21 protein-coding genes and 1 riboswitch are annotated in these 24,159 nt (G+C 65.4%); of the genes, 14 read left to right on the forward strand and 7 right to left on the reverse strand.

The annotated features are described in order from the left end of the window. The 4 genes from ACQ4OD_RS13335 to ACQ4OD_RS13350 form a co-directional block, all read right to left on the reverse strand. Positions 1-968: metal ABC transporter ATPase (locus tag ACQ4OD_RS13335; protein ID WP_198754814.1), on the reverse strand; the 968-nt coding region annotated here is incomplete at its 3' end. A 37-nt stretch (positions 969-1,005) separates the two neighbouring features. Beyond that, complete coding sequence (locus tag ACQ4OD_RS13340) at positions 1,006-1,818, reverse strand: aldo/keto reductase (protein ID WP_046853972.1); 813 nt, start codon at positions 1,816-1,818, stop codon at positions 1,006-1,008. Further along, positions 1,815-2,990 carry an NAD(P)/FAD-dependent oxidoreductase gene (locus ACQ4OD_RS13345; protein ID WP_102682187.1) on the reverse strand — a complete coding sequence of 392 codons (1,176 nt, stop codon included), beginning with the start codon at positions 2,988-2,990 and terminating at the stop codon, positions 1,815-1,817. Before ACQ4OD_RS13345 ends, ACQ4OD_RS13340 begins: the two co-directional genes overlap by 4 nt. A gap of 117 nt (positions 2,991-3,107) precedes the next feature. Then, on the reverse strand, positions 3,108-3,440 hold the full coding sequence (locus tag ACQ4OD_RS13350) for a DMT family transporter (protein WP_430944420.1): 333 nt from the start codon (positions 3,438-3,440) through the stop codon (positions 3,108-3,110). Between the two features lie 90 nt (positions 3,441-3,530). On the opposite strand from ACQ4OD_RS13350, the gene ACQ4OD_RS13355 reads away from it, so the two are divergent. Beyond that, positions 3,531-4,421 carry a LysR family transcriptional regulator gene (locus tag ACQ4OD_RS13355; RefSeq protein ID WP_198754825.1) on the forward strand — a complete coding sequence of 297 codons (891 nt, stop codon included), beginning with the start codon at positions 3,531-3,533 and terminating at the stop codon, positions 4,419-4,421. 38 nt (positions 4,422-4,459) lie between these two features. Next, entirely contained in the window at positions 4,460-5,731 is a 1,272-nt protein-coding gene (gene waaA / locus ACQ4OD_RS13360) for a lipid IV(A) 3-deoxy-D-manno-octulosonic acid transferase (protein WP_139673888.1), read from the forward strand. Positions 5,732-5,813: 82 nt separating this feature from the next. Here waaA and ACQ4OD_RS13365 read toward each other — a convergent pair whose 3' ends face one another. Next, positions 5,814-7,247: a TolC family outer membrane protein gene (locus ACQ4OD_RS13365; RefSeq protein ID WP_139673885.1), complete on the reverse strand. Its 1,434-nt coding sequence runs from the start codon at positions 7,245-7,247 to the stop codon at positions 5,814-5,816. Between the two features lie 158 nt (positions 7,248-7,405). Continuing rightward, a riboswitch (TPP riboswitch) is annotated at positions 7,406-7,512 on the forward strand. A 157-nt stretch (positions 7,513-7,669) separates the two neighbouring features. Here ACQ4OD_RS13365 and thiC point away from each other — a divergent pair. Next, on the forward strand, positions 7,670-9,550 hold the full coding sequence (gene thiC / locus ACQ4OD_RS13370) for a phosphomethylpyrimidine synthase ThiC (RefSeq protein WP_046853977.1): 1,881 nt from the start codon (positions 7,670-7,672) through the stop codon (positions 9,548-9,550). 134 nt (positions 9,551-9,684) lie between these two features. Then, positions 9,685-10,968 (forward strand): putative hydroxymethylpyrimidine transporter CytX, encoded by a 1,284-nt coding sequence (gene cytX, locus ACQ4OD_RS13375; RefSeq protein ID WP_430944421.1) that lies wholly within the window; start codon positions 9,685-9,687, stop codon positions 10,966-10,968. Here the strand turns inward: cytX and ACQ4OD_RS13380 are convergent. Then, positions 10,937-11,683 (reverse strand): RsiV family protein, encoded by a 747-nt coding sequence (locus ACQ4OD_RS13380; protein ID WP_102682182.1) that lies wholly within the window; start codon positions 11,681-11,683, stop codon positions 10,937-10,939. The two genes, cytX and ACQ4OD_RS13380, sit on opposite strands and share 32 nt — an antisense overlap. A 184-nt stretch (positions 11,684-11,867) precedes the next feature. Between ACQ4OD_RS13380 and ACQ4OD_RS13385 the strand changes: the two genes are divergently transcribed. The 9 genes from ACQ4OD_RS13385 (at position 11,868) to ACQ4OD_RS13425 (ending at position 21,154) form a co-directional block, all read left to right on the forward strand. Then, positions 11,868-12,485: an NUDIX domain-containing protein gene (locus ACQ4OD_RS13385; RefSeq protein WP_139673876.1), complete on the forward strand. Its 618-nt coding sequence runs from the start codon at positions 11,868-11,870 to the stop codon at positions 12,483-12,485. Further along, positions 12,476-12,928 (forward strand): DUF1249 domain-containing protein, encoded by a 453-nt coding sequence (locus ACQ4OD_RS13390; RefSeq protein ID WP_023630808.1) that lies wholly within the window; start codon positions 12,476-12,478, stop codon positions 12,926-12,928. Before ACQ4OD_RS13385 ends, ACQ4OD_RS13390 begins: the two co-directional genes overlap by 10 nt. Before the next feature lie 85 nt (positions 12,929-13,013). After that, on the forward strand, positions 13,014-13,817 hold the full coding sequence (cpdA, locus tag ACQ4OD_RS13395; protein ID WP_258599756.1) for a 3',5'-cyclic-AMP phosphodiesterase: 804 nt from the start codon (positions 13,014-13,016) through the stop codon (positions 13,815-13,817). Positions 13,818-13,953: 136 nt separating this feature from the next. Next, positions 13,954-14,562, forward strand: a complete 609-nt coding sequence (locus ACQ4OD_RS13400; RefSeq protein WP_430944422.1) for a YqiA/YcfP family alpha/beta fold hydrolase — start codon at positions 13,954-13,956, stop codon at positions 14,560-14,562. Positions 14,563-14,595: 33 nt separating this feature from the next. Then, complete coding sequence (gene parE, locus ACQ4OD_RS13405; protein WP_023630810.1) at positions 14,596-16,500, forward strand: DNA topoisomerase IV subunit B; 1,905 nt, start codon at positions 14,596-14,598, stop codon at positions 16,498-16,500. Further along, complete coding sequence (locus tag ACQ4OD_RS13410) at positions 16,497-17,483, forward strand: esterase-like activity of phytase family protein (protein ID WP_198754809.1); 987 nt, start codon at positions 16,497-16,499, stop codon at positions 17,481-17,483. The genes parE and ACQ4OD_RS13410 overlap by 4 nt, the downstream gene beginning before the upstream one ends. After that, positions 17,480-17,998 carry a retropepsin-like aspartic protease family protein gene (locus ACQ4OD_RS13415; RefSeq protein ID WP_277502180.1) on the forward strand — a complete coding sequence of 173 codons (519 nt, stop codon included), beginning with the start codon at positions 17,480-17,482 and terminating at the stop codon, positions 17,996-17,998. Before ACQ4OD_RS13410 ends, ACQ4OD_RS13415 begins: the two co-directional genes overlap by 4 nt. A gap of 10 nt (positions 17,999-18,008) precedes the next feature. Then, complete coding sequence (parC, locus tag ACQ4OD_RS13420; protein WP_139673861.1) at positions 18,009-20,267, forward strand: DNA topoisomerase IV subunit A; 2,259 nt, start codon at positions 18,009-18,011, stop codon at positions 20,265-20,267. A 176-nt stretch (positions 20,268-20,443) separates the two neighbouring features. Then, entirely contained in the window at positions 20,444-21,154 is a 711-nt protein-coding gene (locus ACQ4OD_RS13425) for a PqiC family protein (RefSeq protein ID WP_038706898.1), read from the forward strand. 193 nt (positions 21,155-21,347) lie between these two features. Here the strand turns inward: ACQ4OD_RS13425 and ACQ4OD_RS13430 are convergent, their stop codons facing one another. Next, a complete protein-coding gene (locus ACQ4OD_RS13430; protein WP_430944423.1) occupies positions 21,348-22,799 on the reverse strand; it encodes a histidine kinase in 1,452 nt (483 codons plus the stop codon). A gap of 135 nt (positions 22,800-22,934) precedes the next feature. Between ACQ4OD_RS13430 and serB the strand changes: the two genes are divergently transcribed. Beyond that, entirely contained in the window at positions 22,935-24,149 is a 1,215-nt protein-coding gene (serB, locus tag ACQ4OD_RS13435; protein ID WP_139673855.1) for a phosphoserine phosphatase SerB, read from the forward strand. Positions 24,150-24,159: the final 10 nt, after the last annotated feature.

Raw genomic sequence — 24,159 nt, forward strand, 5'->3', positions numbered from 1 at the left:
CATTTGTGCAGCGTGTCCCGCGCTCGCTCCAGCAACGCCCGGGCCTTGTCACTGAAGCGCTCCAGGTGCGAAGCCGGTTCGCGCTTGTGTTCGGCCAGGTCTTGTTGCTTCAACCAGTCCTTCCAGCGTACCCGCTCCTCCCGAACCACCCAGCCTACCTGTAGTGCAAAGCTTTCAGCCAGCCATAGGCCGCGTGTGCTCGCCGGCAGCAGTTGATCCTTCTTCAGGGTATAGAGCTCTGCCATCGGTTGGCCGTCCTTCAACGGCATCAGGTAAAGGTCTGGTCTTTTGCGGTCGAGCCGTGCCACCAGTTGGTCGCCCTCGAGCCGTTCATCGACATGGAACAGGCTCAGTGACTTGGCCTCCTTGGGCACTTGCAGACGCAGGTCGTAGATCAGCTGCAACGACGCGGTGGGCAGGTGCACGTAGGCCCGTGGCCGCTCCAGCAGGGTGAGCCGGGCGCAATGCACCGGGCGGGCGGCACCAGACTCAGGCGAGAGCACGAACGGCAGCGCCTCGCGATAGTGCAGGGCGGCGGCATAGGGCGCCGGCAGCCAGGTATCGTTGAAGCGCCCGCCAAGCCAGCCTTCAGGGGTTTCCAGCAGGCACTCCTCGGCCACTTCCTGGATCGCCGTGTGCAGCGGCAGGTTCAGCTCGTGGGCCGGGACATAGCCTGAAATCAGCTTGAGCACCACATCGCCACGGTCCTGTCGGCGTTGGCGCACCAGCACCCAGTAGTCGCGGCCTTGCCAGTTCAGGGTGAGGCGCACCGACACGCCGAGGTTGGCCAGCTCCGCCACGAAGCGTTCGGGGTCGGCGACCTGGATGGCCTTGCGCCGCTGCAGGGTTTGAGCGAAATTCAGCGGCATGCCGATGCTCTGGTAAGTCAGGCCGTCGGGCGTGGCTTCGACGTGCAGCGGCAGGGTCTTGAAGTTGCTCGGATTCTTGCGGATCAGCGTACGCGGCACGAGGCTCCTCCTTGCGTTGGGCCCCCGCCCGGGCGGCTCAGGGCCGGCCCAGGATGCGGGCGACGGTGGCCACGTTGTGGGCCAGGTGAACCGGGTTGATGGTGCCGACGATGGCACTGCACACGCCGGGGTGGGCGAACAGCAACTCGAAACTGGCCTGCACCGGGTCGACCCCCGGCGCCAGGCAGATATGGCCGCTGGCCAGGGCCTTCTTTACCAGGATGGCCTTGCCGTGTTCGGCAGCGTAGTCGAGCACGGGCCGCTCCGCCTGCTCGTTGAGATTGTAGGTGACCATGGCGCAATCACCTTGTTCCAAGGCCTTCAGGCCACCCGCGGCGGTCTTGCCGGAGAAGCCGTAGCCGAGGATCTTGCCTTCGCGCTTGAGCGCGGCGAGTGTTTCATACACTCCCTCCTGCTCGAGGATCGCCAGGTCGTTGCCATCGGAGTGCACCAGCACCAGTTCGATACGGTCGGTTTCCAGGCGCTTGAGGCTGCGTTCGACCGAGCGACGGGTATGGGCGGCGCTGAAATCGAAATGCGACTGGCCATCCTCGAACTCTTCCCCGACCTTGCTGACGATTACCCATTGCTCGCGTTGGCCGCGCAGCAATGGGCCGAGGCGCTCCTCGCTGCGGCCATAGGCCGGGGCGGTGTCGATCAGGTTGATGCCCAGCTCGCGGGCCTGGGCGAGCAGCAGGCGGGCGGCCTGGTCATCGGGGATGGTGAAACCATTGGGGTATTTGACGCCTTGGTCGCGGCCCAGCTTGACCGTGCCCAGGCCCAGTGGCGATACCCGCAGGCCGGTGCTGCCCAAGGGGCGGTGGTGATCGTGCAGGGTCGGCAGGCTCATGGCAGCAGTTGCTCCCAGGCTGGCAGCGCCAGCGGTGGACGCGGCAGGTCGGCAAGGTCCGGCTGGCTCGCCGGGCGCACGCCGTCACGCTCGAAGCTGGCCAGCACACGATCGGCGAAATCTGGCGCCAGGGCCAGCTTGGTCGGCCAGCCGACCAGCAGGCGTTGCTGGTCGGCAAGGAAGGCGTTGTCCGGGCGTACCAGGCCCGATTGCGCGGGCTCGGCGCGATCGACGCGCAGGGTGGCCCAGCGGACCAGGCTTTGATCGACCCAAGGCAACAGGCTGGCAACTTCCTTCTGCGCCGCGGCGATCTGCGCGGCGGGCTCACGGGCAACGCCGTCAGCCTCGGCGATATCGCCACCCAGGTACCACACCCATTGGCCATCGGCGGCCGGGTGGGTGGTCACGGTGATGCGCGGCTTGGGGCCGCCGCCCAGGCAGTGGGCATACAGGGGCTTGAGGTTGGGCCCCTTGGCCAGGACCATGTGCAGCGGGCGGCGTTGCATGGCCGGTTGGTTCAGCCCCAGGGCGTGCAGCAGGCCTTCGGTGCCACCGCCGGCGCTCAGGACTATGCGCTGGGCGCGGATCTCGCGGTCATCGACCACCAGGCCGGCCAGCTCTTCGCCGTCGCGCAGCGGTTCGATTCGCTCGCCGGCCAGCAGGCTGTCACCCGCCAGTTGCGCGAGGTTGGCCAGCAGGCTGGGCACGTCGATGACCAGTTCGGCCAGGCGGTAGACCTTACCCTTGAAGGCGCGGTCCTGCAGGGCCGGCGGCAGTTGCTCGCCCTTGACCTGGTCGACCCGGCCGCGCACGGCCTTGCTGGCGAAGAAACTGGTGAGGTTGCCCGCCAGGGTGCCGGGGGACCACAAGTAGTGGGCATCGGACAGCAAGCGGGTGCCGCTCAGGTCCAGTTCGCCGTTGCCGGCCAGCGCTTCGCGCCAGCGTCGCGGCATGTCGGCGATGGCCTCGGAGGCGCCGGTGAGGGCGCCGTGCAAGGCATATTTGGTGCCGCCGTGGATGATGCCTTGCGACTTGATGGTCTGCTCGCCACCCAGGCTGGCGCGCTCCACCAGCACCGTCGAGTAGCCCAGGCGGCGCAGCCGGGCATTGAGCCAGAGGCCTGCGACCCCGGCGCCGACGATCAGCACGTCAGTGGTAATGGCGGATGGCATGCGGGCACCTCGAAAACTAGGACAGGTGCGCAGTATACAGGCTGTGGCGTCGTGCTGACCCCTGTGGGAGCCGGCTTGCCGGCGATAGGGCCGCGCAGCGGCCCCATGGGCTCAGGCTCAGTGCCCTGCGGTATTGGAAAACACCTGGATCACCACCACCCCGCCGACGATCATGGCCATCCCCACCATCGCCGGCACATCCAGCTTCTGCCCATAGATCACCAGCGCCGCGACGCTGATCAGGACGATCCCCAGACCCGACCAGATCGCGTAGGCGATCCCCACCGGAATGCTGCGCACCACCAGGGTGAGCATCCAGAACGCCACGCCGTAGCCGCACACCATCAGCAGCAGCGGCAGAGGCGTGCTCAGACCCTTGACCGACTTCATGGAGGCAGTGGCAATGACTTCGGCGCAGATGGCGATAGCGAGATAGGTATAGGCGTTCATGATGCGGGTCCTCCGGTACTGGATGGGCATTCTAGAGGATCCCAGGATGCGGTAAAGTCATTACCTATCTGTTATGGAGATAGGTTAATGATGACTGAGCACTGGAACCTGGAACAGTTGCGCCTGTTTGTGCGGGCGGCGGAGCTGCGTTCGTTTTCCGCCGTGGCCCGAGAGCAGCACAAGGCCCAGTCGGCGATCAGCAGCGCCATCGCCTTGCTCGAGGCGGACCTGGGCGTGACCCTTTTCGAGCGCAGCAGCGGCCGGCAGCCGCGCCTGACCGAAAGCGGCGCCGCGCTGCTGGAGGACGCCCGCGAGCTGTTGCGCCAATGCGAGCGTCTGGATGGCCGGGCGTTGGCCTTGATGCGCGGACAGGAGGCGTTGCTGCGGGTGGCCCAGGACGAGGCCATGCCCTACCAGCCGGTGATCGACAGCCTTGACGAGCTGGCGGTGCGCTACCCCTACCTGGAGGTGCAACTGGCCAGCGGCGCCCAGGGCGATGTGGCGCGCAAGCTGGTGGAGCGGCGCGCCGACCTGGGGTTGTTCTTCCACCACGAAAGCATTCCCGCCTCGCTGGAGAGACGGTCCTTGGGCAGCGTCGAGATGGTCACGGTGTGTGCCATCGACCACCCGCTGGCACACTTGGCCAAGGTCAGCCGCCAACAACTGGCCCGCCATCGCCAGTTGCTGATTACCCCGCAGCAGAGCGGCTACCCCGGCGGCGAGGCGATCAGCCCGCAGATCTGGCGTGCCGACAGCTTTTATGCCATGGCCGAATTGCTGATGCGCGGCCTGGGCTGGGCCTGGCTGCCGCGTCATGTGGTGCAGTACCCCACCTACCAGGCGCAGATGGTCGAGCTGGACAGCGAATGGCGCCCGCCGGCGCTGGTGGCGGAACTGGCCTGGCGCCGTGACGAGCCCTTGGGCCCTGCGGCGCAGTGGCTGGCCGAGCGCTTCGCCGTGCACCTGCGGGCCATTGGCTGACAGGCCTTTTCATCCAGTTCCTAGTAAACTCCGCCGCCATGAACAGAACCCTCTATACCCTGCTTTTCCATCTGGGCCTGCCGCTGGTCGCGCTGCGCCTGTTCCTGCGCGGGCGCAAGGCGCCGGCCTACCGTGCGCGTATCGCCGAGCGCTTCGCTTGTGGCTTGCCACCCATGCGTCAGGGTGGCATCTGGGTGCATGCGGTCTCGGTGGGTGAGAGCATCGCTGCCGCGCCGATGGTGCGGGCCCTGCTCAAGCAGTACCCGGACCTGCCGGTCACGCTCACCTGCATGACCCCGACCGGCTCAGAGCGCATCCGCGCGATGTTCGAGGGCGAGCCACGGGTGCAGCACTGCTACTTGCCTTACGACCTGCCGTGGGCGGCCGGGCGGTTCCTCGACCATGTGCGCCCGCGCCTGGGCATCATCATGGAAACCGAGCTGTGGCCGAACCACATCCACCAGTGCGCCAGGCGCGGCATTCCGGTGGCGCTGGCCAATGCGAGGCTGTCCGAGCGCTCGGCGCGTGGTTATGCCCGTTTTGCCGGCCTGACCCGGCCGATGCTCGAGGAGATGAACCTGATCGCCGTACAGACCGAAACCGAGGCGGAGCGTTTCCGCGCGCTCGGTGCGCGCCACGAATGCGTGCAGGTGACCGGTTCGATCAAGTTTGACCTCACGATCGACGATCAACTGCTGCCACGGGCCTGCGCATTGCGCGAGCAGTGGGCTGCCCGGCAGCGTCCGGTGTGGATCGCCGCCAGTACCCACGATGGCGAAGACGCGTTGATTCTCGAGGCTCATCGTGAGCTGCTGAAGGTACACAGCGATGCGCTGCTGATCCTGGTGCCGCGCCATCCCGAGCGCTTCGCGGCGGTGCATGAGCTGTGCGCCGGACAGTTCTCCACGGTGCGCCGCTCGGCCGGTGACGCGGTCACGGCGCAGACCCAGGTGCTGCTGGGCGACACCATGGGCGAACTGCTGTTTCTGTATGCACTGGCCGATATCGCCTTCGTAGGCGGCAGCCTGGTCCCCACGGGCGGTCACAACCCGTTGGAGCCGGCGGCGCTGGCACTGCCGGTGCTCATGGGACCGCATGTGTTCAACTTCCTCGAGATCAGCGCGATGCTGCGCGAGGCGGGGGCGTTGCAGCAGGTGGACGATGCCGAGGGGCTGGCCGCGGCGGTGCGCCGCTTGGTTGAGCTGCCGCAGGACGCGCGGCGCATGGGCGAGGCGGGCAGGGCGGTGATGCGGGCCAATCAGGGGGCGTTGCAGCGTTTGCTCGATGGGCTGGCGTGCCTGCTGAGCTGATGATGAGCCTGTAGGCGCGGTTGTGGTGGGAGCGGGGCAATCCCGCTCCCACTAAGCCCGCCCTACAGGTAGTGTGTTGCCTTCAAGGCCGGCGTTCGAAGTTCTTCGCCGCAGCCGCTGCCAGATCCGGTGGCAGGAAATCCTTGTCCGGGTTGTAGTCGGCCTTCAGGTACCGCCCCAGGTCCTGCAGGTCCTGCGGGCTCAAGGTGCCGGCCGCCTGCTTGAGGCGCAGGTTGTCGAGGATGTAGTCGTAGCGGCTGTTGTTGTAGTCGCGCACCGAGGTGTACAGCTGGCGTTGCGCATCGAGCACGTCGACGATGTTGCGGGTGCCGACCTGGTAGCCGATCTCGGTGGCCTCCAGTGCGCTCTGGTTGGAAATGATCGACTGCTTGCGCGCCTGTACCTGTTCCACGTCGGTGTTCACCGCACGGTGCAGATTACGCGTGTTCTCCACCACCTGGCGGCGCAGGCTTTCGCGCTGCTGCTCGCTCTGGGTCAGGCGCGCATAGGCCTCGCGCACCTGGGAGCTGGTCAACCCGCCGCTGTAGATCGGAATGTTCAGTTGCAGGCCGACGCTGGTCTGCTCCACGTCACCGCCGTAGCGCACGCCGTTCTGCGAAGGGTTGGTGAAACCCAGGTTGTCGTTGTCGCCCTTCTGGTACTTGGCCACGGCATCCAGGGTTGGTGCATGGCCCGCTTTGCGTTGGCGCACGGTCTCTTCGGCGGCCGCCACGGCATGGTTGGTGGCCTGCAGGTTGAGGTTCTGCCGCCCGGCGGTCTCGACCCAGGCCTTGGCGTCGTTGGGCGTCGGCACTTGCACCGGCAGGGTGTGGACCACGCCCTGGATCGCGCTATATTGGCGGTTGGTCAAGGTGATCAGGGCCTCGAAGGCATCCTGCACCTGGCGCTCGGCGATGATCCGGTTGGCCCGCGCCGTGTCATAGCTGGCCTGTGACTGCAGCACATCGGTCTTGTCCGAAAGGCCGACATCGAATCGCTCGTTGGACTGGTCGAGCTGGCGCTTGAAGGCCGCCTCTTCAGCCTTGGTCGAGGCCAGGTTGTCCTGAGCGCGGAGCACCGCGAAGTAGTTCTCGGCGCTTTGCAGGATCAGGTTCTGCTCGGTGGCCGACAGTTCCAGCGCGGCCTGCTCGTTGACCGCTTCGGCAGCCTGCAGCTGGAACCAGCGGTCGGCGCGGAAGATCGGCTGCGCCAGGGTGGCGCTCCAGGTATTGCCGCTGCGGTTGGAGGTGATCGACGGCTCGTCGAGCTTGGTGCGGGTATTCATCATCTCGGCGCCGGCCGAAAGGTTGGGCAGCAAACCGGCGCGGGCCTGGGGCACCACTTCGCGGCGGGCGCCGTAGTCGGCGCGGGCGGCTGCCAGGTCGGCGTTATTGTCCACCGCTTCCTGGTAGACGCTGACCAGGTCGGTCTTCACCGTCGTGGGCGTATCCACTGCCCAGGCCACTCCGTTGGACGCACAAGACACGGCAATCGCCAGTGAGAGTTTGCGCAGCATAGGGCAATCCTTGATCAAGATGTATTTACTGTACTGTCTGGTATCGAGCACGCCAGTGTAGTGCCGTGCGTCGCCATCAACAATCCGCCACGTGTGCCATTTATCACGCCAGGGATTTACCCGCTTGGCTTTGCCGACCACTCCAGTCTAGACTGCGCAGGTTCTTGTCGGGGTGCCTTGATGCAAAGGCTGAGATCGCAAAGTTGCGGATCCCGTTGAACCTGATCAGGTTAGCGCCTGCGTAGGGAACAAGATTGCTCTCATGTCCCGGGAGCCTCTTGTGCCAGGTCCGGGATCGCCACAGCTGCTTGCAGCCCACGGCACCCCTTGTCCGGCACTGCACTCGTCAACACGGGTGCGTCCGCGCCTTTCAGGTTCACCCCGACATTCCGCCCGCTAGGAAGCTGTCTGGAGAGCCTGTGATGAGCAAACAAGAAAAAACGATCAGTCTGAGCGAGTCGGCCCAAGTCGACCAACAGTCCGTGCAACCGCTGCCCAACTCGCGCAAGGTCTATGTCGAAGGTTCGCGCCCCGATATCCGCGTGCCCATGCGCGAGATCAGCCTGCACGACACCCCCACCGACTTCGGCGGCGAAAAGAACGCCCCGGTGCTGGTGTATGACACCTCCGGCCCGTACACCGACCCCAATGTCATCATCGACGTGCGCAAGGGCCTGGGCGATGTGCGCTCGGCGTGGATCGACGCCCGTGGCGACACCGAGCGCCTGGGTGGCCTGAGCTCGAACTTCGGCCAGCAGCGCCTGAACGACGCCGAGCTGGCCAAGCTGCGCTTCGCCCACGTGCGCAACCCGCGCCGGGCCAAGGCCGGCGCCAACGTCTCGCAGATGCACTACGCGCGCCAGGGCATCATCACCGCCGAGATGGAATACGTTGCCATCCGCGAGAACATGAAGCTGCAGGAAGCCCGCGCCGCCGGCCTGTTGAGCCAGCAGCACGCCGGCCACAGCTTCGGTGCCAGTATCCCGAAAGAGATCACCCCCGAGTTCGTGCGCGAAGAGATCGCCCGCGGTCGCGCGATCATCCCGGCCAACATCAACCACACCGAGCTGGAGCCGATGATCATCGGCCGCAACTTCCTGGTAAAGATCAACGGCAACATCGGCAACAGCGCCCTGGGTTCCTCCATCGAGGAAGAAGTGGCCAAGCTGACCTGGGGCATCCGCTGGGGTTCGGACACGGTCATGGACCTGTCCACCGGCAAGCACATCCATGAAACCCGCGAGTGGATCATCCGCAACTCGCCGGTGCCGATCGGTACCGTGCCGATTTACCAGGCCCTTGAAAAGGTCAATGGCGTTGCCGAGGACCTGACCTGGGAGCTGTTCCGCGACACCCTGATCGAACAGGCCGAGCAGGGGGTGGACTACTTCACCATCCACGCTGGCGTCTTGCTGCGTTATGTGCCGCTGACCGCCAAGCGCGTCACCGGCATCGTCAGCCGTGGCGGCTCGATCATGGCCAAGTGGTGCCTGGCGCACCACAAGGAAAACTTCCTGTACACGCACTTCGACGAGATCTGCGAAATCATGAAGGCCTACGACGTCAGCTTCTCGCTGGGCGACGGCCTGCGCCCGGGCTCGATCGCCGACGCCAACGACGCCGCGCAGTTCGGTGAGCTGGAAACCCTCGGCGAGCTGACCAAGATCGCCTGGAAGCACGACGTGCAGTGCATGATCGAAGGCCCTGGCCACGTGCCGATGCAGCTGATCAAGGAGAACATGGACAAGCAGCTCGAATGCTGCGACGAAGCGCCGTTCTACACCCTTGGCCCGCTGACCACCGACATCGCCCCTGGCTACGACCACATCACCTCAGGGATAGGCGCGGCGATGATCGGCTGGTTCGGTTGCGCCATGCTCTGCTACGTCACGCCCAAGGAGCACCTGGGCCTGCCGAACAAGGATGACGTGAAGACCGGCATCATCACCTACAAGATTGCCGCGCATGCCGCCGACCTTGCCAAGGGCCACCCGGGCGCGCAGATCCGTGACAACGCGCTGTCCAAGGCGCGCTTCGAGTTCCGCTGGGAGGACCAGTTCAACCTCGGCCTGGACCCGGACACCGCCCGTGCGTTCCACGACGAGACGCTGCCCAAGGAGTCGGCCAAGGTCGCCCACTTCTGCTCGATGTGCGGGCCGAAGTTCTGCTCGATGAAGATCACCCAGGAAGTGCGTGAGTACGCGGCCAAGATCGAGACCGTCGACGTGACAGTCGAACAGGGCATGCGCGAGCAGGCCGAGCGGTTCCGCCAGGAAGGCAGTCAGTTGTACCAGAAAGTCTGAGTAGCAGACCCAGGCGGTGCGCGATGCGCACCGCATCGCTGGCAAGCCAGCTCCCACAGACTGCGATGCGGCCCCTGTGGGAGCTGGCTTGCCAGCGATGGGTTCACCCCAACTCTTCCGTCGAGCGCCCGAGCATGACCACTCCCAGCCACTTCTCTCCCGACCACCCGGTCCCCTCTCACCATCGCCAGTTCGGCGCCCGCGACCTGTTTTCGCTGTGGTTTTCCCTCGGCATCGGCCTGATGGTCCTGCAGGTCGGCAGCCTGTTGGCGCCGGGCCTGGGGCTGGCGGGCTCGATCCTGGCGATCACCCTGGGCACGGCGGTAGGGGTATTGCTGCTGGCCGCGGTGGGGGTGATCGGTAGCGATACCGGCCTGTCGGCCATGGCAACCTTGCGCCTCACGCTCGGTAGCCATGGCGCGCGCCTGCCGGCCTTGCTCAACCTGCTGCAACTGGTGGGCTGGGGTTCGTTCGAGATCATCGTCATGCGTGATGCCGCCAGCTTGCTGGGCGAACGCGCGTTCGGCGAGGGCAGCGGCTGGAGCAGCCCGCTGCTGTGGACCTTGTGCTTTGGCGCCCTGGCCACTCTGCTGGCGGTCAGCGGGCCGCTGGCGTTCGTGCGCAAGGTCTTGCGCAAATGGGGGATCTGGCTGCTGCTGGGCGCCTGCGCCTGGTTGACCTGGAACCTGTTCGCCAGGGCCGACCTGGCCCAGCTGTGGCGTCAGCCCGGTGATGGTTCGCTGTCCCTGGCCCTGGGTTTCGACATCGTGATCGCCATGCCGCTGTCGTGGCTGCCGCTGATCGCCGACTATTCACGCTTTGGCCAGCGCGCCAGCCGGGTGTTCGGCGGTACCGCGCTGGGCTTCTTCATTGGCAATGCCTGGCTGATGAGCCTGGGCGTGGCTTACACCTTGGCGTTCGCGCCCAGCGGTGAGGTGAATGCCCTGCTGTTGGCACTCGCCGGCGCTGGGCTGGGAATTCCGTTGCTGCTGATCCTGCTGGACGAGACGGAAAACGCCTTTGCCGATATCCACTCGGCGGCGGTGTCCACCGGCCTGCTGCTGAAAATGAAGGTCGAGCACCTGGCCTTGGCGATCGGCGTGCTGTGCACGCTGATCGCCTTGCTGGCGCCGCTGGCCCAGTACCAGAACTTCCTGTTGCTGATCGGCTCGGTGTTCGCGCCGCTGTTCGGCGTGGTGCTGGTGGATCACTTCGTGATTCGCCGCCGCCGCTTGCCGGCGTTGGTCGAGGGCTTGCACTGGCAGGCGCTACTGGCCTGGGGCGTGGGGGTGGCGGCCTATCACCTGATGGCCAGCCAGGCGCCTGAGCTGGGGGCGACCCTGCCGGCACTGTTGCTGGCAGGGGTACTGCACCTGTTGCTATCGCTCAGCCGCGGCCGGGAAACAGCTCGGGCTTGATCACGCCATTGAGGCGCGGGTAGGGGATCTTCAGCTCGACGTGGCCCATGGAGTAGGGGGCGATGGAGTAGACCTCGTACTTGATCACCACCGCGCCGTAGGTCAGGGCGATGTGCGGGGATTGCTTGAACGGCCAGGTCTTGACGAACTCGGGGTCCTTGTCCATGCCGGTGCTGATCAGCCAGGCGCGGTGGGACTCCTCGGCGGTTTTCCAGAAAGTCGCCTCCTGACCCGGCACAAGCATGTCGTCCAGGGTCAGCACCTTGTCCAGCTTGCGCGAATAGTTGATGAAGCCGCGTCCCGGCATGCCGTGGGCGCCGCCGCTGTCCAGGTAGCTGGACAGCTCGACGATCACCAGCCCGTCATGCTGCTCGCGTACCTTGGCTTGCAGGTAGCTGCTGTTGCGCTTGTCGGCGCGGGCCAGGTACTGCTGCTCGTAGGCTTGCAGCGAGGCCGGCGGGGTGCCGCGCTGGTTGTCCTCGGTCAACATCAGCAGGCGCTTCTCGACAATGCCGTCGAGCTTGGGCAGGGCCGGGAAGTGCACGACGTCGATGTTGACCAGCGGGCAGTCGCTTTCGCTGCAGCCGGGTTTTACGTGCTCCCAGGCCTCGCGCTTGACCTCGAGCGGGGCCCGGTAATTGGGCGTGAACAGGCTCTGGCAGGCGCCGAGCGCCAGTGCCAGGACGGCCACGGAAGTCAGTTTGACAAGCGTCATGTTGCCTCTTTCACAACGGTGATGATCGGCCTTGGACCGCCTGCGCGGCCTTCAGTTCGCCACTAAGCTAACAGAGAGTGACACGCCTGTCCCGGCTGCCCGAACGGTCAGCGGAAAGGGATGAAACCGGGCCGTGCGCAGAGTAGGATTGCGCGATGCGGTAAACGAGGCATGAGGAGTTTGCATGACGGACACGCACAATACAGTGCCTACCCAGGTCGAGATCGCTCGGCGGGAGCCGCTGTTCAAGGGCTTTTACAAGCTCGACAAGCTTTACCTGCGCCACGAACTGTTCGCCGGGGGCATGAGCCGCGAGTTCACCCGTGAACTGTTCGTACGCCATGACGCGGTCTGCGTGCTGCCCTACGATCCGCAGCGCGACGAAGTGGTGCTGATCGAGCAGTTTCGCGTTGGCGCCATGGGCAAGGTCGCCAATCCCTGGCTGATCGAAATGGTGGCCGGGCTGATCGACAAGGACGAGCAACCCGAGCAGGTCGCCCATCGCGAAGCGGAGGAAGAAGCAGGCCTGACCTTCTCGGCGCTGTGGCCGATGACCAAGTACTTCCCCTCGCCGGGCGGCAGCGACGAGTACGTCCACCTGTTCCTGGGCCGTTGCGTCAGCGAGGGTGCCGGAGGCCTGCATGGCCTGGAAGAGGAAAGCGAGGACATCCGCGTGCGCGTCTGGGCGTTCGAGGACGCCCTGCAGGCGGTGCGCGACGGGCGCATCTGCAACGCCGCCACGATCATCGGGTTGCAATGGCTGGCGCTGAACCGTGACGAAGTACGAGGTATGTGGAAGTGAACCTGCTGCGCGAGCGCTATCGAGTCGACCTGGTCGGGCTGCAGTCGGCCTGCGAGGCCAACTATGCCCGCCTGATGCGCCTGTTGCCCGACATGCGCACCACGCAGAGCTCGCGGCGCATCGGCATGACCCAGGGCGACCAGATGCTCGGCGTGCTGGTGCTTGAAGTGCTGCTGGCCTGCCCTTACACCACCACGCTCAAGGTACGCCAGGAGCACAGCCTGCCCTGGCTGCCGGTGCCAGAGCTGGAAGTGCAGGTCTACCATGACGCGCGCATGGCCGAGGTGGTCAGTGCCGAGCATGCGCGTCGCCTGCGCAGCATCTACCCCTATCCCAACACGGCTATGCACCAGCCGGACGAGAAGGCCCAGCTCAATCTGTTCCTCGGTGAATGGCTGAGCCACTGCCTGGCCTGCGGCCACGAACTGGAAGCGGTGCGCTGAAATGTGATGCGCGTCGGTTTCGAGTATTTGCTCGAAAGCGATCCGCCGCCATAATCCGTGCTGAATCCGTTCGAGGAGACGGCCGTTGCCGCAACCACTATCATCCCCGTCACCTGTCCATGTGGTGCAACTGACCGACGCCCATCTGTTCGCCGACCCGGCGGGCACCTTGCTGGGCCTCAATACCCGCGCAAGCCTTGGGCACGTGGTCGGCCAGGTTCGCCGCGAACAACCGCGCATAGACCTGCTGCTGTGCACGGGCGATCTCTCCCAGGACGCCAGCAAAGCTTCCTACGCTGCTTTCCGTGAAATGACGGCGGTGTTCGGCGCCCCCTCGCGCTGGTTGCCAGGCAACCATGACGAAGCCCAGGTGATGCTAGCCGTGGCGCCGGAGCTGGTGCAGGCCGTGACCGACATTGGTCAATGGCGCATCGTCATGCTCGATTCGGCGGTGGTCGGCGCCACGTTCGGGTTGTTGGCGGACGATCAGCTGGCCATGCTGGACAAGGCACTGGACGATGCCGGCGAACGCCATTGCCTGGTGTGCTGCCACCACCAGCCGGTGGATATCGGTTGCGCCTGGATCAAGCCGATCGGTTTGCGCAATGCCGATGCACTGTTGCTGTGTATCAAGCGTTATCCACAGGTGAAAGCCTTGCTCTGGGGGCATATCCATCAGGAATGGGATGAACTGCATGATGGCGTCCGTTACCTCGCCACACCGTCGACCTGTATCCAGTTCGCGCCGCGCAGCGAGGACTTCAAGGTGAGCGAGGAGCAGCCGGGCTATCGCTGGCTGCGGCTGCATGACGACGGGCGGCTGGAGACCGGGGTGGAGCGGGCGTTCGATTTCGAGGTGAAGCTGGACTTCGACAGCCCCGGTTACTGATCGGGTCAGTGGTGAGAGGCGTGGGAGCGGGCACTGCCTGCATCGCCTTGGTTGAAGTATTTGTTGCGAAAATCCAGGCGCTGCGCCAATGCCCTTCGAACGCGCTACACTGCGCATCTTTGCGTCCGGGGGCAGCATGTCGGGTTCCATCCTCTATATCCATGGCTTCAACAGCTCGCCGCTGTCGAAGAAAGCCCGTCAGCTCGAGGCGGTGATGCAGCAGCTCGGCCTGGTCGACCAACTGCGCGTCCCGGCCTTGCACCACCACCCGCGCCAGGCTATCGCCCAGCTGGAGGCAGCCATCGATGAGCTGGGTGCGCCGCTGCTGGTCGGCAGCTCCCTCGGCGGCTACTATGCCACCCATCTGGCCGAGCGCCACGGGCTCAAGGCCTTGCTGGTCAACCCGGCGGTCGCGCCGCATCGCCTGTTCGATGGCTACCTCGGCACCCAGCGCAACCTCTATACCGACGAAGCCTGGGAGCTGACCCACGATCATGTGGAAGCGCTGGCGGAACTGGAAGTGCCGCCCCCACAGGACGCCAGCCGCTATCAAGTGTGGTTGCAGACCGCCGATGAAACCCTGGACTATCGCCAGGCTGAGCGCTACTACCGCGCCTGTGCCCTGCGTGTCCAGGCCGGTGGCGACCACAGTTACCAGGGCTTCGCCGAACAGCTGCCGGCCCTGCTGGCGTTCGCCGGCATTGCCCGCGGGCAGTACGCGGCGCTGGACTTTTCTGTATTTTGACTTTTGCATTCACCAGACTGACGACGAGAACCCATGGCCAATCCCAGCGCTAGCGCCTATAACGCAGACGCCATCGAAGTCCTCTCGGGCCTTGACCCGGTCCGCAAGCGGCCGGGCATGTACACCGACACCAGCCGGCCCAACCACCTGGCCCAGGAAGTCATCGACAACAGCGTCGACGAAGCCCTGGCTGGCCACGCCCGGTCGGTGCAGGTCGTTCTGCACGCCGATCACTCGCTGGAAGTCAGCGACGATGGCCGCGGCATGCCGGTGGACATCCACCCCGAAGAGGGCGTTTCCGGTGTCGAGCTGATCCTTACCAAGCTGCACGCCGGCGGCAAGTTCTCCAACAAGAACTACCAGTTCTCCGGCGGCCTGCACGGCGTCGGCATCTCGGTGGTCAACGCCCTGTCGAGCCAGGTACGCGTACGCGTCAAGCGCGACGGCAACGAGTACCAGATGACCTTCGCCGACGGCTTCAAGGCCAGCGAGCTGGAGGTGGTCGGCACCGTCGGCAAGCGCAACACCGGCACCAGCGTGTACTTCAGCCCCGACCCGAAGTATTTCGATTCGCCGAAGTTCTCCATCAGCCGCCTCAAGCACGTGCTCAAGGCCAAGGCCGTATTGTGCCCGGGGCTGTCCATCAGCTTCGAGGACAAGGGCACCGGCGAGAAGGTCGAGTGGCACTACGAGGACGGTCTGCGCTCCTACCTGGTCGATTCGGTCAGCGAGTTCCAGCGCCTGCCCGACGAGCCGTTCTGCGGCAGCCTGGCGGGTAACAAGGAGGCCGTGGACTGGGCCCTGTTGTGGCTGCCGGAGGGCGGCGACAGCATCCAGGAAAGCTACGTCAACCTGATCCCCACCGCCCAGGGTGGCACCCATGTCAATGGCCTGCGCCAGGGCCTGCTGGACGCCATGCGCGAGTTCTGCGAGTTCCGCAACCTGCTGCCGCGCGGAGTCAAGCTTGCCCCCGAGGACGTCTGGGAGCGCATCAGCTTCGTGTTGTCGATGAAGATGCAGGAACCGCAGTTCTCCGGCCAGACCAAGGAGCGCCTGTCGTCCCGCGAGGCGGCCGCTTTCGTCTCTGGCGTAGTCAAGGACGCCTTCAGCCTGTGGCTCAATGCCCATCCCGAACTGGGCATGCAACTGGCGGAACTGGCCATCAGCAATGCTGGCCGGCGCCTGAAGGCGAGCAAGAAGGTCGAGCGCAAGCGCATCACCCAGGGGCCGGCGTTGCCCGGCAAGCTGGCTGATTGTGCCGGCCAGGACCCGATGCGCGCCGAGTTGTTCCTGGTCGAGGGTGACTCGGCAGGGGGCTCGGCCAAGCAGGCGCGGGACAAGGAGTTCCAGGCCATCCTGCCGCTGCGCGGCAAGATCCTCAACACCTGGGAGGTCGATGGCGGTGAAGTCCTGGCCAGCCAGGAAGTGCACAACATCGCCGTGGCCATCGGCGTAGACCCGGGCGCAGCCGACCTTTCGCAGCTGCGCTACGGCAAGGTCTGCATCCTCGCCGACGCCGACTCCGACGGCCTGCACATCGCCACACTGCTGTGCGCGCTGTTCGTCCAGCATTTCCGCCCGCTGGTCGAGGCCGGGCACGTCTACGTGGCCATGCCGCCGCTGTACCGCATCGACCTGGGCAAGGAGATCTACTACGCCCTGGACGAAGCCGAGCGCGACGGCATTCTCGACCGCCTGGTCGCCGAGAAAAAGCGCGGCAAGCCGCAGGTCACCCGATTCAAGGGCCTGGGCGAGATGAACCCGCCGCAACTGCGCGAAACCACCATGGACCCGAACACCCGGCGCCTGGTCCAGCTCACCCTGGATGATGTACAAGGCACCACCGAGATCATGGACATGCTGCTGGCCAAGAAGCGTGCGGGCGATCGCAAGAGCTGGCTGGAGACCAAAGGCAACCTGGCCGAGGTCCTGGTTTGATTCGTCCGTTGCTCCTGGCCTGCCTGGCGTTATTCGCCCTGCAGGCCCAGGCCGGCGACTGGCCGCAGCTCAAGCTCAGCGCCGAGCATGTGGTCGATGGCATGCGCGGCGGCAACCTGTCGGGCCTGGCTTGGTGCCGTGGGGCGCTGTGGGCGGTGTCCGACCGCGATGACGACCGTATCTACCGCCTGGACCAGGATGAGGCGACCTGGCAGGCCCTGCCGCAGACTTTCACCCCGCCCCCCGCGCCCGATACCGGCCTGCCCTGGGGGCTCAAGTCGCGCAACTGGGCGGCGTCCTACATCCGCGGCGGCGAGCTGGATTTCGAGGGCATCACCTGCGATCAGGCCGGCAACCTCTACATCGTCAGCGAGGCCCACGCCGCCGTGCTGCAGTTGCCCGTGGACGGTGAGCCGGACTGGCTGAAAATCGACCAGGCCATGGTGCGCCAAGCGCGGGCCAGCGGCATGTTGCTGCATTTCAACGCACTGTTCGAGGGGCTGGCGATCAACCCGGCGGGCGATCGCCTGTGGCTGGCCGCCGAGCGCGAGCGCCGTGGCCTGCTCGCGGTGCAGCGCCAGCAATCGGTGTGGACCTGCGGGCGCGGCTGCGTACTGCTCAGCGAGGCGGGTGTCGAGATGCAGCCGCCGCAATTCCCCGAGGCACGCCCGGTATCACGTGACTTTGCCGACCTGGCCTGGTTCGAAGGCAAGCTGTTCACCCTCGAGCGCAATGCCTACCGCATTTGCCGACGGGATGCCGACACGGGCGCCGTGGAGCGCTGCTGGTCGTTCGCCGCCGAGGCCCTGATGGAGTCGCGGCGCTACTCGCAGCCTTACGGCCTGGCTGAGGCGCTGGTGATCGACAAGGGCGGTGCCTGGATCGGCGTGGACAACAATGACCGCCCGCGGGTGGATGGTGAAACACGGCCGATCGTCTGGCGCTTTGACGCGCCGCAGGGCGGCTGGAGCGCCAAGCCATGAGCCAGCCACCGGGCAAGCGCGCGGGCAGGGTGTTGATGATTGTCGCCTGGGCGGCGGCGATGTTCCTCGCCACGCGTTTTTTCGGCCAGTGGGAAGAACGTCAGCAGAATCCCAACAGCGTGGTGCAGAGCGAGCAGGGCGATGGCTTCGTCGAGGTGCGCCTGCTGAGCAACGGCCAGGGCCATTTCGTCGCCGATGGCGCGATCAATGGGCGACCGGTGCATTTCATGCTCGACACCGGCGCCACTGACGTGGCGATCCCCGAGGCACTGGCCCGCGATCTGGACCTGGCGCGTGGCGCCGCGGTGCAGTTGAGCACCGCCAATGGCCGTACCCAAGGCTACCGCACGCGGCTCGACAGCCTGCAACTGGGCGATATCCACCTGCGCGACGTACGCGCGCTGGTGGTGCCCGGCCTGGATGGCCAGGGTGTGCTGCTGGGCATGAGTGCCCTGAAACAACTTGAATTTACCCAGCGCGGCGGCACCATGCTGCTGCGCCAGAACCTGAAATGACGAGGCCCGCATGAGCGACTCACTCGAACTCAGTCTCGACGGCGTCGAACGCCGTTCCCTGGCTGACTTCACCGAACAGGCCTACCTCAACTACTCCATGTACGTGATCATGGACCGCGCCCTGCCGCACATCGGCGACGGCCTCAAGCCGGTCCAGCGACGCATCGTCTATGCCATGAGCGAGTTGGGGCTCGATGCCGACTCCAAGCACAAGAAATCGGCGCGTACCGTCGGTGACGTGCTCGGCAAGTTCCACCCCCACGGCGACTCGGCGTGCTACGAGGCCATGGTGCTGATGGCCCAGCCGTTCAGCTACCGCTACACCCTGGTCGACGGCCAGGGCAACTGGGGGGCGCCGGACGATCCGAAGTCGTTCGCCGCCATGCGTTACACCGAGGCGCGCCTGTCGCGCTACTCCGAGGTGCTGCTCACCGAATTGGGCCAGGGCACCGTCGACTGGGTACCGAACTTCGACGGCACCTTGCAGGAGCCGGCCGTGCTGCCCGCGCGTCTGCCGAACATCCTGCTCAACGGCACCACCGGCATCGCCGTGGGCATGGCCACCGACGTGCCGCCGCACAACCTGCGCGAAGTGGCCAGCGCCTGCGTGCGACTGCTCGACGAGCCCAAGGCCACCATCGAGCAGCTTTGCGAGCATATCCAGGGCCCGGACTACCCGACTGAAGCCGAGATCGTCACCCCGCGCGCCGACATCCAGAAGATCTACGAGAGCGGCAAAGGCTCGATCCGCATGCGCGCGGTGTACCGCATCGAGGATGGCGACATCGTCGTTACCGCGCTGCCGCACCAGGTTTCCGGGGCCAAGGTGCTCGAGCAGATCGCCGCGCAGATGCAGGCCAAGAAGCTGCCGATGGTCGCCGACCTGCGCGACGAGTCGGATCACGAGAACCCGTGCCGCATCGTGATCATCCCGCGCTCGAACCGCGTGGATGCCGCCGAACTCATGCAGCACCTGTTCGCCACCACCGATCTGGAAAGCACCTACCGGGTCAACGTCAACATCATTGGCCTCGACGGTCGCCCGCAGCTGAAGAACCTGCGGGCGTTGCTGCTGGAGTGGCTGGAGTACCGCATCGGTACCGTGCGGCGTCGCCTACAGCATCGCCTGGACAAGGTCGAGAAGCGCTTGCACCTGTTGGAAGGCTTGCTCACTGCGTTCCTCAACCTGGATGAAGTGATCCACATCATCCGCACCGAGGAGCATCCCAAGCAGGCCCTGATCGCCCGCTTCGACCTGACCGAGATCCAGGCCGACTACATCCTCGAGACCCGCCTGCGTCAACTGGCGCGTCTGGAAGAGATGAAGATCCGCGGCGAGCAGGACGAGCTGCTCAAGGAACAGAAGCAACTGCAAGCGCTGCTGGGCAGCGACACCAAGCTGCGCAAGCTGGTGCGCAGCGAGCTGATCAAGGACGCCGAGACCTACGGCGACGACCGCCGCTCGCCGATCGTCGAGCGGGCCGAGGCCAAGGCCCTGTCGGAAAACGAACTGATGCCGACCGAGCCGGTCACCGTGGTGCTTTCGGAGAAGGGCTGGGTGCGTTGTGCCAAGGGCCACGATATCGATGCCACGGGCCTTTCGTACAAGGCAGGCGACGGCTTCAAGGCCGCCGCCGCCGGACGTTCCAATCAGTTTGCCGTGCTCATCGACTCCACCGGTCGCAGCTACTCGCTGGCCGCCCATAGTCTGCCGTCGGCCCGTGGCCAGGGCGAGCCGTTGACCGGCCGCCTGACCCCGCCACCGGGCGCCACCTTCGAATGCGTGCTGCTGCCGGAAGACGATGCCTTGTACGTCGTGGCCTCCGACGCCGGCTACGGCTTCGTGGTCAAGGGCGAGGACCTGCAGGCCAAGAACAAGGCCGGCAAGGGCCTGCTCAGCCTGCCCAACGGCGCCAAGGTGATGACCCCGCGCCCGGTGACCGATCGTGAGCAGGACTGGCTCGCCGCGGTGACCACCGAGGGCCGTCTGCTGGTGTTCAAGGTGGCCGACCTGCCGCAGCTGGGTAAAGGCAAGGGCAACAAGATCATCGGCGTGCCGGGTGACCGGGTGGCCAGCCGCGAGGAATACGTGACCGATCTTGCGGTGATCAGCGAGGGCTCCACCCTTGTATTGCAAGCTGGCAAGCGTACCCTTTCGCTCAAGCCCGATGATCTCGAGCACTACAAAGGCGAGCGGGGGCGCCGTGGTAGCAAATTGCCACGTGGTTTCCAGCGCGTCGACGGGCTGCTGGTAGAAACCCCCGCGTGAATGGATGGGCTGTCTGTTGCGGCGTTTTCAACGCCGCTTCGGGCGGAAATGCTGGAGTCGGGCGGCTATTTCGCGGATGATAGTGCCCTCGTTGGCGCCGGCGTGGCCGAGTGCCCGGATGAATCTACATGAGTATCACTGCGGTCAGTCTGGTGACGACCGCCTGGATGGGATGAATGAAATTTCTGCGCCTTCCATTTGCGCTGCTGATGACTGGCCTGTTGGGCCTGAGCGGGTGCAGCATGCACCAGCCGGTTGCCCTGTACCAGCTCGACAGCGGTGATCCCGGCCAGCCGACCCAGGCTGCGGGCATGGCGGTGGTGCTTGGCCCGGTATCGGTGGCCGACTACCTGCAACGCGAAACCTTTTTGCAGCGTCAGACCGATGGTAGCCTGACCGCGGCGACCGACGGTCGCTGGGCTGGCAGCCTTTCGTCGGATATCGACCAGTTGCTGGTACGCCAGCTGGCCTGGCGCCTGGACAGCCAACGCGTGGTGCTGGCGCCGGCAAGTGCCGGCTTCACGCCGGACGTGCAGGTGTTGCTGTCAATCACCCGCCTGGACTCGGGCAAGAACCAGCCGGCGATCCTCGATGCGCAGTGGCGCGTGCTGGATCGCCGTGGCCAGGTGCGTGACAACCGTATCGTCCACCTCGAGCAGCCCCATGCGGGTAGCGAGTCGGCGCAGGTGCAAGCCCAGGGGCAGCTGCTGCAGAAGCTGGTCGAACAGCTGAGCACCACGGTCAAGCCGCTGGCCAACCAGCCGGCCATCGCCGAGGAAGCGCCACGCAAGCCGGCCGCGCCGGTGCAGGTGAAGAAAGAGCCGGAGAAACCGAAGATTCCGATGGCTTCACCGATTCGTACCGATATGGAAGTGTTCCGCTTCTGATATGACAGGCATGAAAAAGCCCGCAGCGATGCGGGCTTTTTTGTGGCCTTCGAGAATGCTGGGGGCGCTTTGCGCCCCTTTCGCCGCGGTTCGTCGCTATGACAAGCCGACTCCCACAAAGAGCAGACCATGTACCTGTGGGAGCCGGCTTGCCGGCGAAAGGGCTGCGCCGCAGCCCCAGGCGTGTTTCAGGTCAGGCGCGGCGCTCGTGCATCCGCGCTAGTTGGCGCTCCAGCATGGACGGGTAAGGCTCCATCAGGCGCTCGACACAGCACGCGCCCTCCGGACTGGCGATCGGGCGGATGCGCGCGCGCTGGCGCACCAGGGTGTCATCGCTGATGCGGCGCTCGACCAGCAACAGGTTGCGGCTGTGCTGCGACAGGGCCAGGGCGTCTTGGGCCTGTTCGGTCATCAGCAAGTCGACCTGTTCCATGCCTTGCAGGTCGTCGGCCAGCACCAGGCCCAGCTGCAGTTGCAAGGTGATACCGCTGTCGGCCACCTCGATCTGCAGGGCGTGGCCCAGGGCGCGCAGCAGCTCGCCACAGCAGATGGCATTGGTCAGGTAGTCCTCGCCGCTGTCACGGCTGTGGAACAGCAGCAGGGTGCTGCCATCGTTCAGGGTGTGGACTTCTCCTTCGTACAGAGACGCGGCTTGGTCCAGGCAGTCGCGGTAGCGTTCCAGCAATTCGGTCAGGCGGGTGCGCGGCAGGCGGCGCAGTTGCTCCTGGGAGCCCAGTTGCACGGCCAGCACGGCACTGTGCTGCGGTTCGTCGGACTCGACGATAACGGGTTTGGCCGCGGCGCTTTGCTCATCCAGCAGATCGGCGAAGGCGTCATCGTCATCGTCGTGCTCGGGTGCCTGTGCCGCGACTTTCGTGCGTGGCGCGGCCTTGGGGGCGGGCACCTCATCGAAATCGTCTTCCTCGTCCTCTTCTTCCGGCTCCGGTGGCGGCGGCGGGGCAAGGCGGGCGTGCAGCTGGCGGGCCAGGTCGCCGATCTCGTCCTGGCGGTCGATGCCCGGCGTGTAGGGGTGCGGATCACGCAACCAGACGCGCAGTTGCAGCAGTGGGGTGGAGATGAAACGGCCCAGACGCAGGCTGAGGGTCAGTGCCAGGGCCAACAGGATCGCGGCAAGGATGCCCATGCTCTGCAGGCTGATCAGCATCGGTTGCTGGAACTGGCTCATGTCCAGGCTGATGCGCAACTGGCCGGCGGTCACGTCCTGGAAGGTGATCTTGGTCTGGTAGACCCCTTCGGTTTCGCCCAGCAAACTATTGCGTGGGCGCTGGCCGGCCTCGGCGAGGATGCGGTTGTCCACGCTGTAGATGGCGGCATGGGCCACCAGCGGGTTCTTCACCAGGTTGCCGAGCAGCACGTTGAGGCTGAGGATGTCGTTGGACACCAGCAGCTCGGTGGCCGATGTGGCCGTTTGCGTGGTCAGGCTCTGGCCAACGGCATCGGCCTGCTCGTGCATGGCCTGCTTGAACTGCAAACCCATCACGCAGGCATAGATCACCAGGGCCAGGGCCACCAGGAAGATGTTATGGCTGGCAATGCGCAGGGCCAGGGGGATTCGGCGCTGGCTGAGGGCTCGGTAGATCATCAGGAAGAAGTTATCGGGTTTTACGGGCGTGGGCCGGTTCACAGAGCGCGGCTCTTCATGGCGAGAAAGTTGCTGGGCAGTATAGCGATACGTGTTTTGTCGGCAAAGTAGCGTTGGCGCCCGATGGTCATGGAAAATCGGTAGAATGCGCATTTTTCATCGAGTTGGAGCCCGGTCTTGCGCGAAATCGTCCTGATCAACATCACTGGTGAAGACCGTCCAGGTCTTACCGCGGCCATCACCGGCGTCCTGCTCCAGGGCGGTGTGAACATTCTCGACATCGGTCTTGCGGTCATGCACGGCACGCTGTCGTTCGGCATCCTGGTCGACATTCCCGACAATGAGGTGGCCACCGCGCTGCTGCAGAGCGTACAGGCCAAGGCCCATGAGCTGAACCTGCAGGCGCGCTACACGCCGATCTCCGAGGCCGACTACCAGCACTGGGCCGACAGCCAGGGCGAGGCCCGCCACATCGTCACCCTGCTCAGCCGCCGGGTCACTCCCCAGCAGTTGCAGCGGGTCAGCGCCATCATCAGCCAGTACGGCCTGACCATCGAGCGCATCGAGCGCCTGTCGGCCCGCGTGGCGCTGGATGTCCAGACCGAGAAGGGCAAATCCGCGCTGGAAATCTCCGTGCGTGGCGAAGCCAGCGATGCCCAGGCCTTGCGCGCCGACTTCTTCGCCCTGTCCGAAGAGCTGAACATCGACATCGCCTTCCAGCGCGACGACCTGTTCCGCCGCAACCGGCGCCTGGCGGTGTTCGACATGGATTCGACGCTGATCGAGGCCGAAGTCATCGACGAGCTGGCCAAGGCTGCCGGTGTCGGTGAGCAGGTGGCGGCGATCACCGAGCGCGCGATGCGTGGCGAGCTGGATTTCCGGGCCAGCTTCAAAGAGCGCATGGCGCTGCTCAAGGGCCTGGACGTGGGCGTACTGGACCAGATTGGCGCCTCGCTGCGCCTGACCGAGGGCGCCGAGCACCTGTTCGCCGAGCTCAAGCGCCTGGGCTACAAGACTGCGATCCTTTCCGGCGGCTTCTCCTACTTCGCCAAGCAGGTGCAGGCGCGCCTTGGTATCGACTACGTATTCGCCAACGAGCTTGAAGTGGTGGATGGCAAGGTCACCGGAGTGGCCGTCGAGCCGATCGTCGATGCCCAGCGCAAGGCCGATCTCTTGCAGCAACTGGCCAGTGAAGAGGGCCTGCAGCTCGAGCAGACCATTGCCGTCGGCGATGGCGCCAACGACCTGCCGATGCTGTCCCTGGCCGGCCTGGGTGTGGCGTTCCGCGCCAAGCCGCTGGTGCGTCAGTCGGCCAAGCAGGCGATCTCGACCCTGGGTCTGGATGGTGTGCTGTACCTGCTCGGCGTACGCGATCGCGAAGCACGCGGTTGATCTTGAGCCC

This window comes from Pseudomonas sp. WC1, assembly GCF_050586565.1.
In the GTDB taxonomy this organism is placed as follows: Bacteria; Pseudomonadota; Gammaproteobacteria; order Pseudomonadales; family Pseudomonadaceae; genus Aquipseudomonas.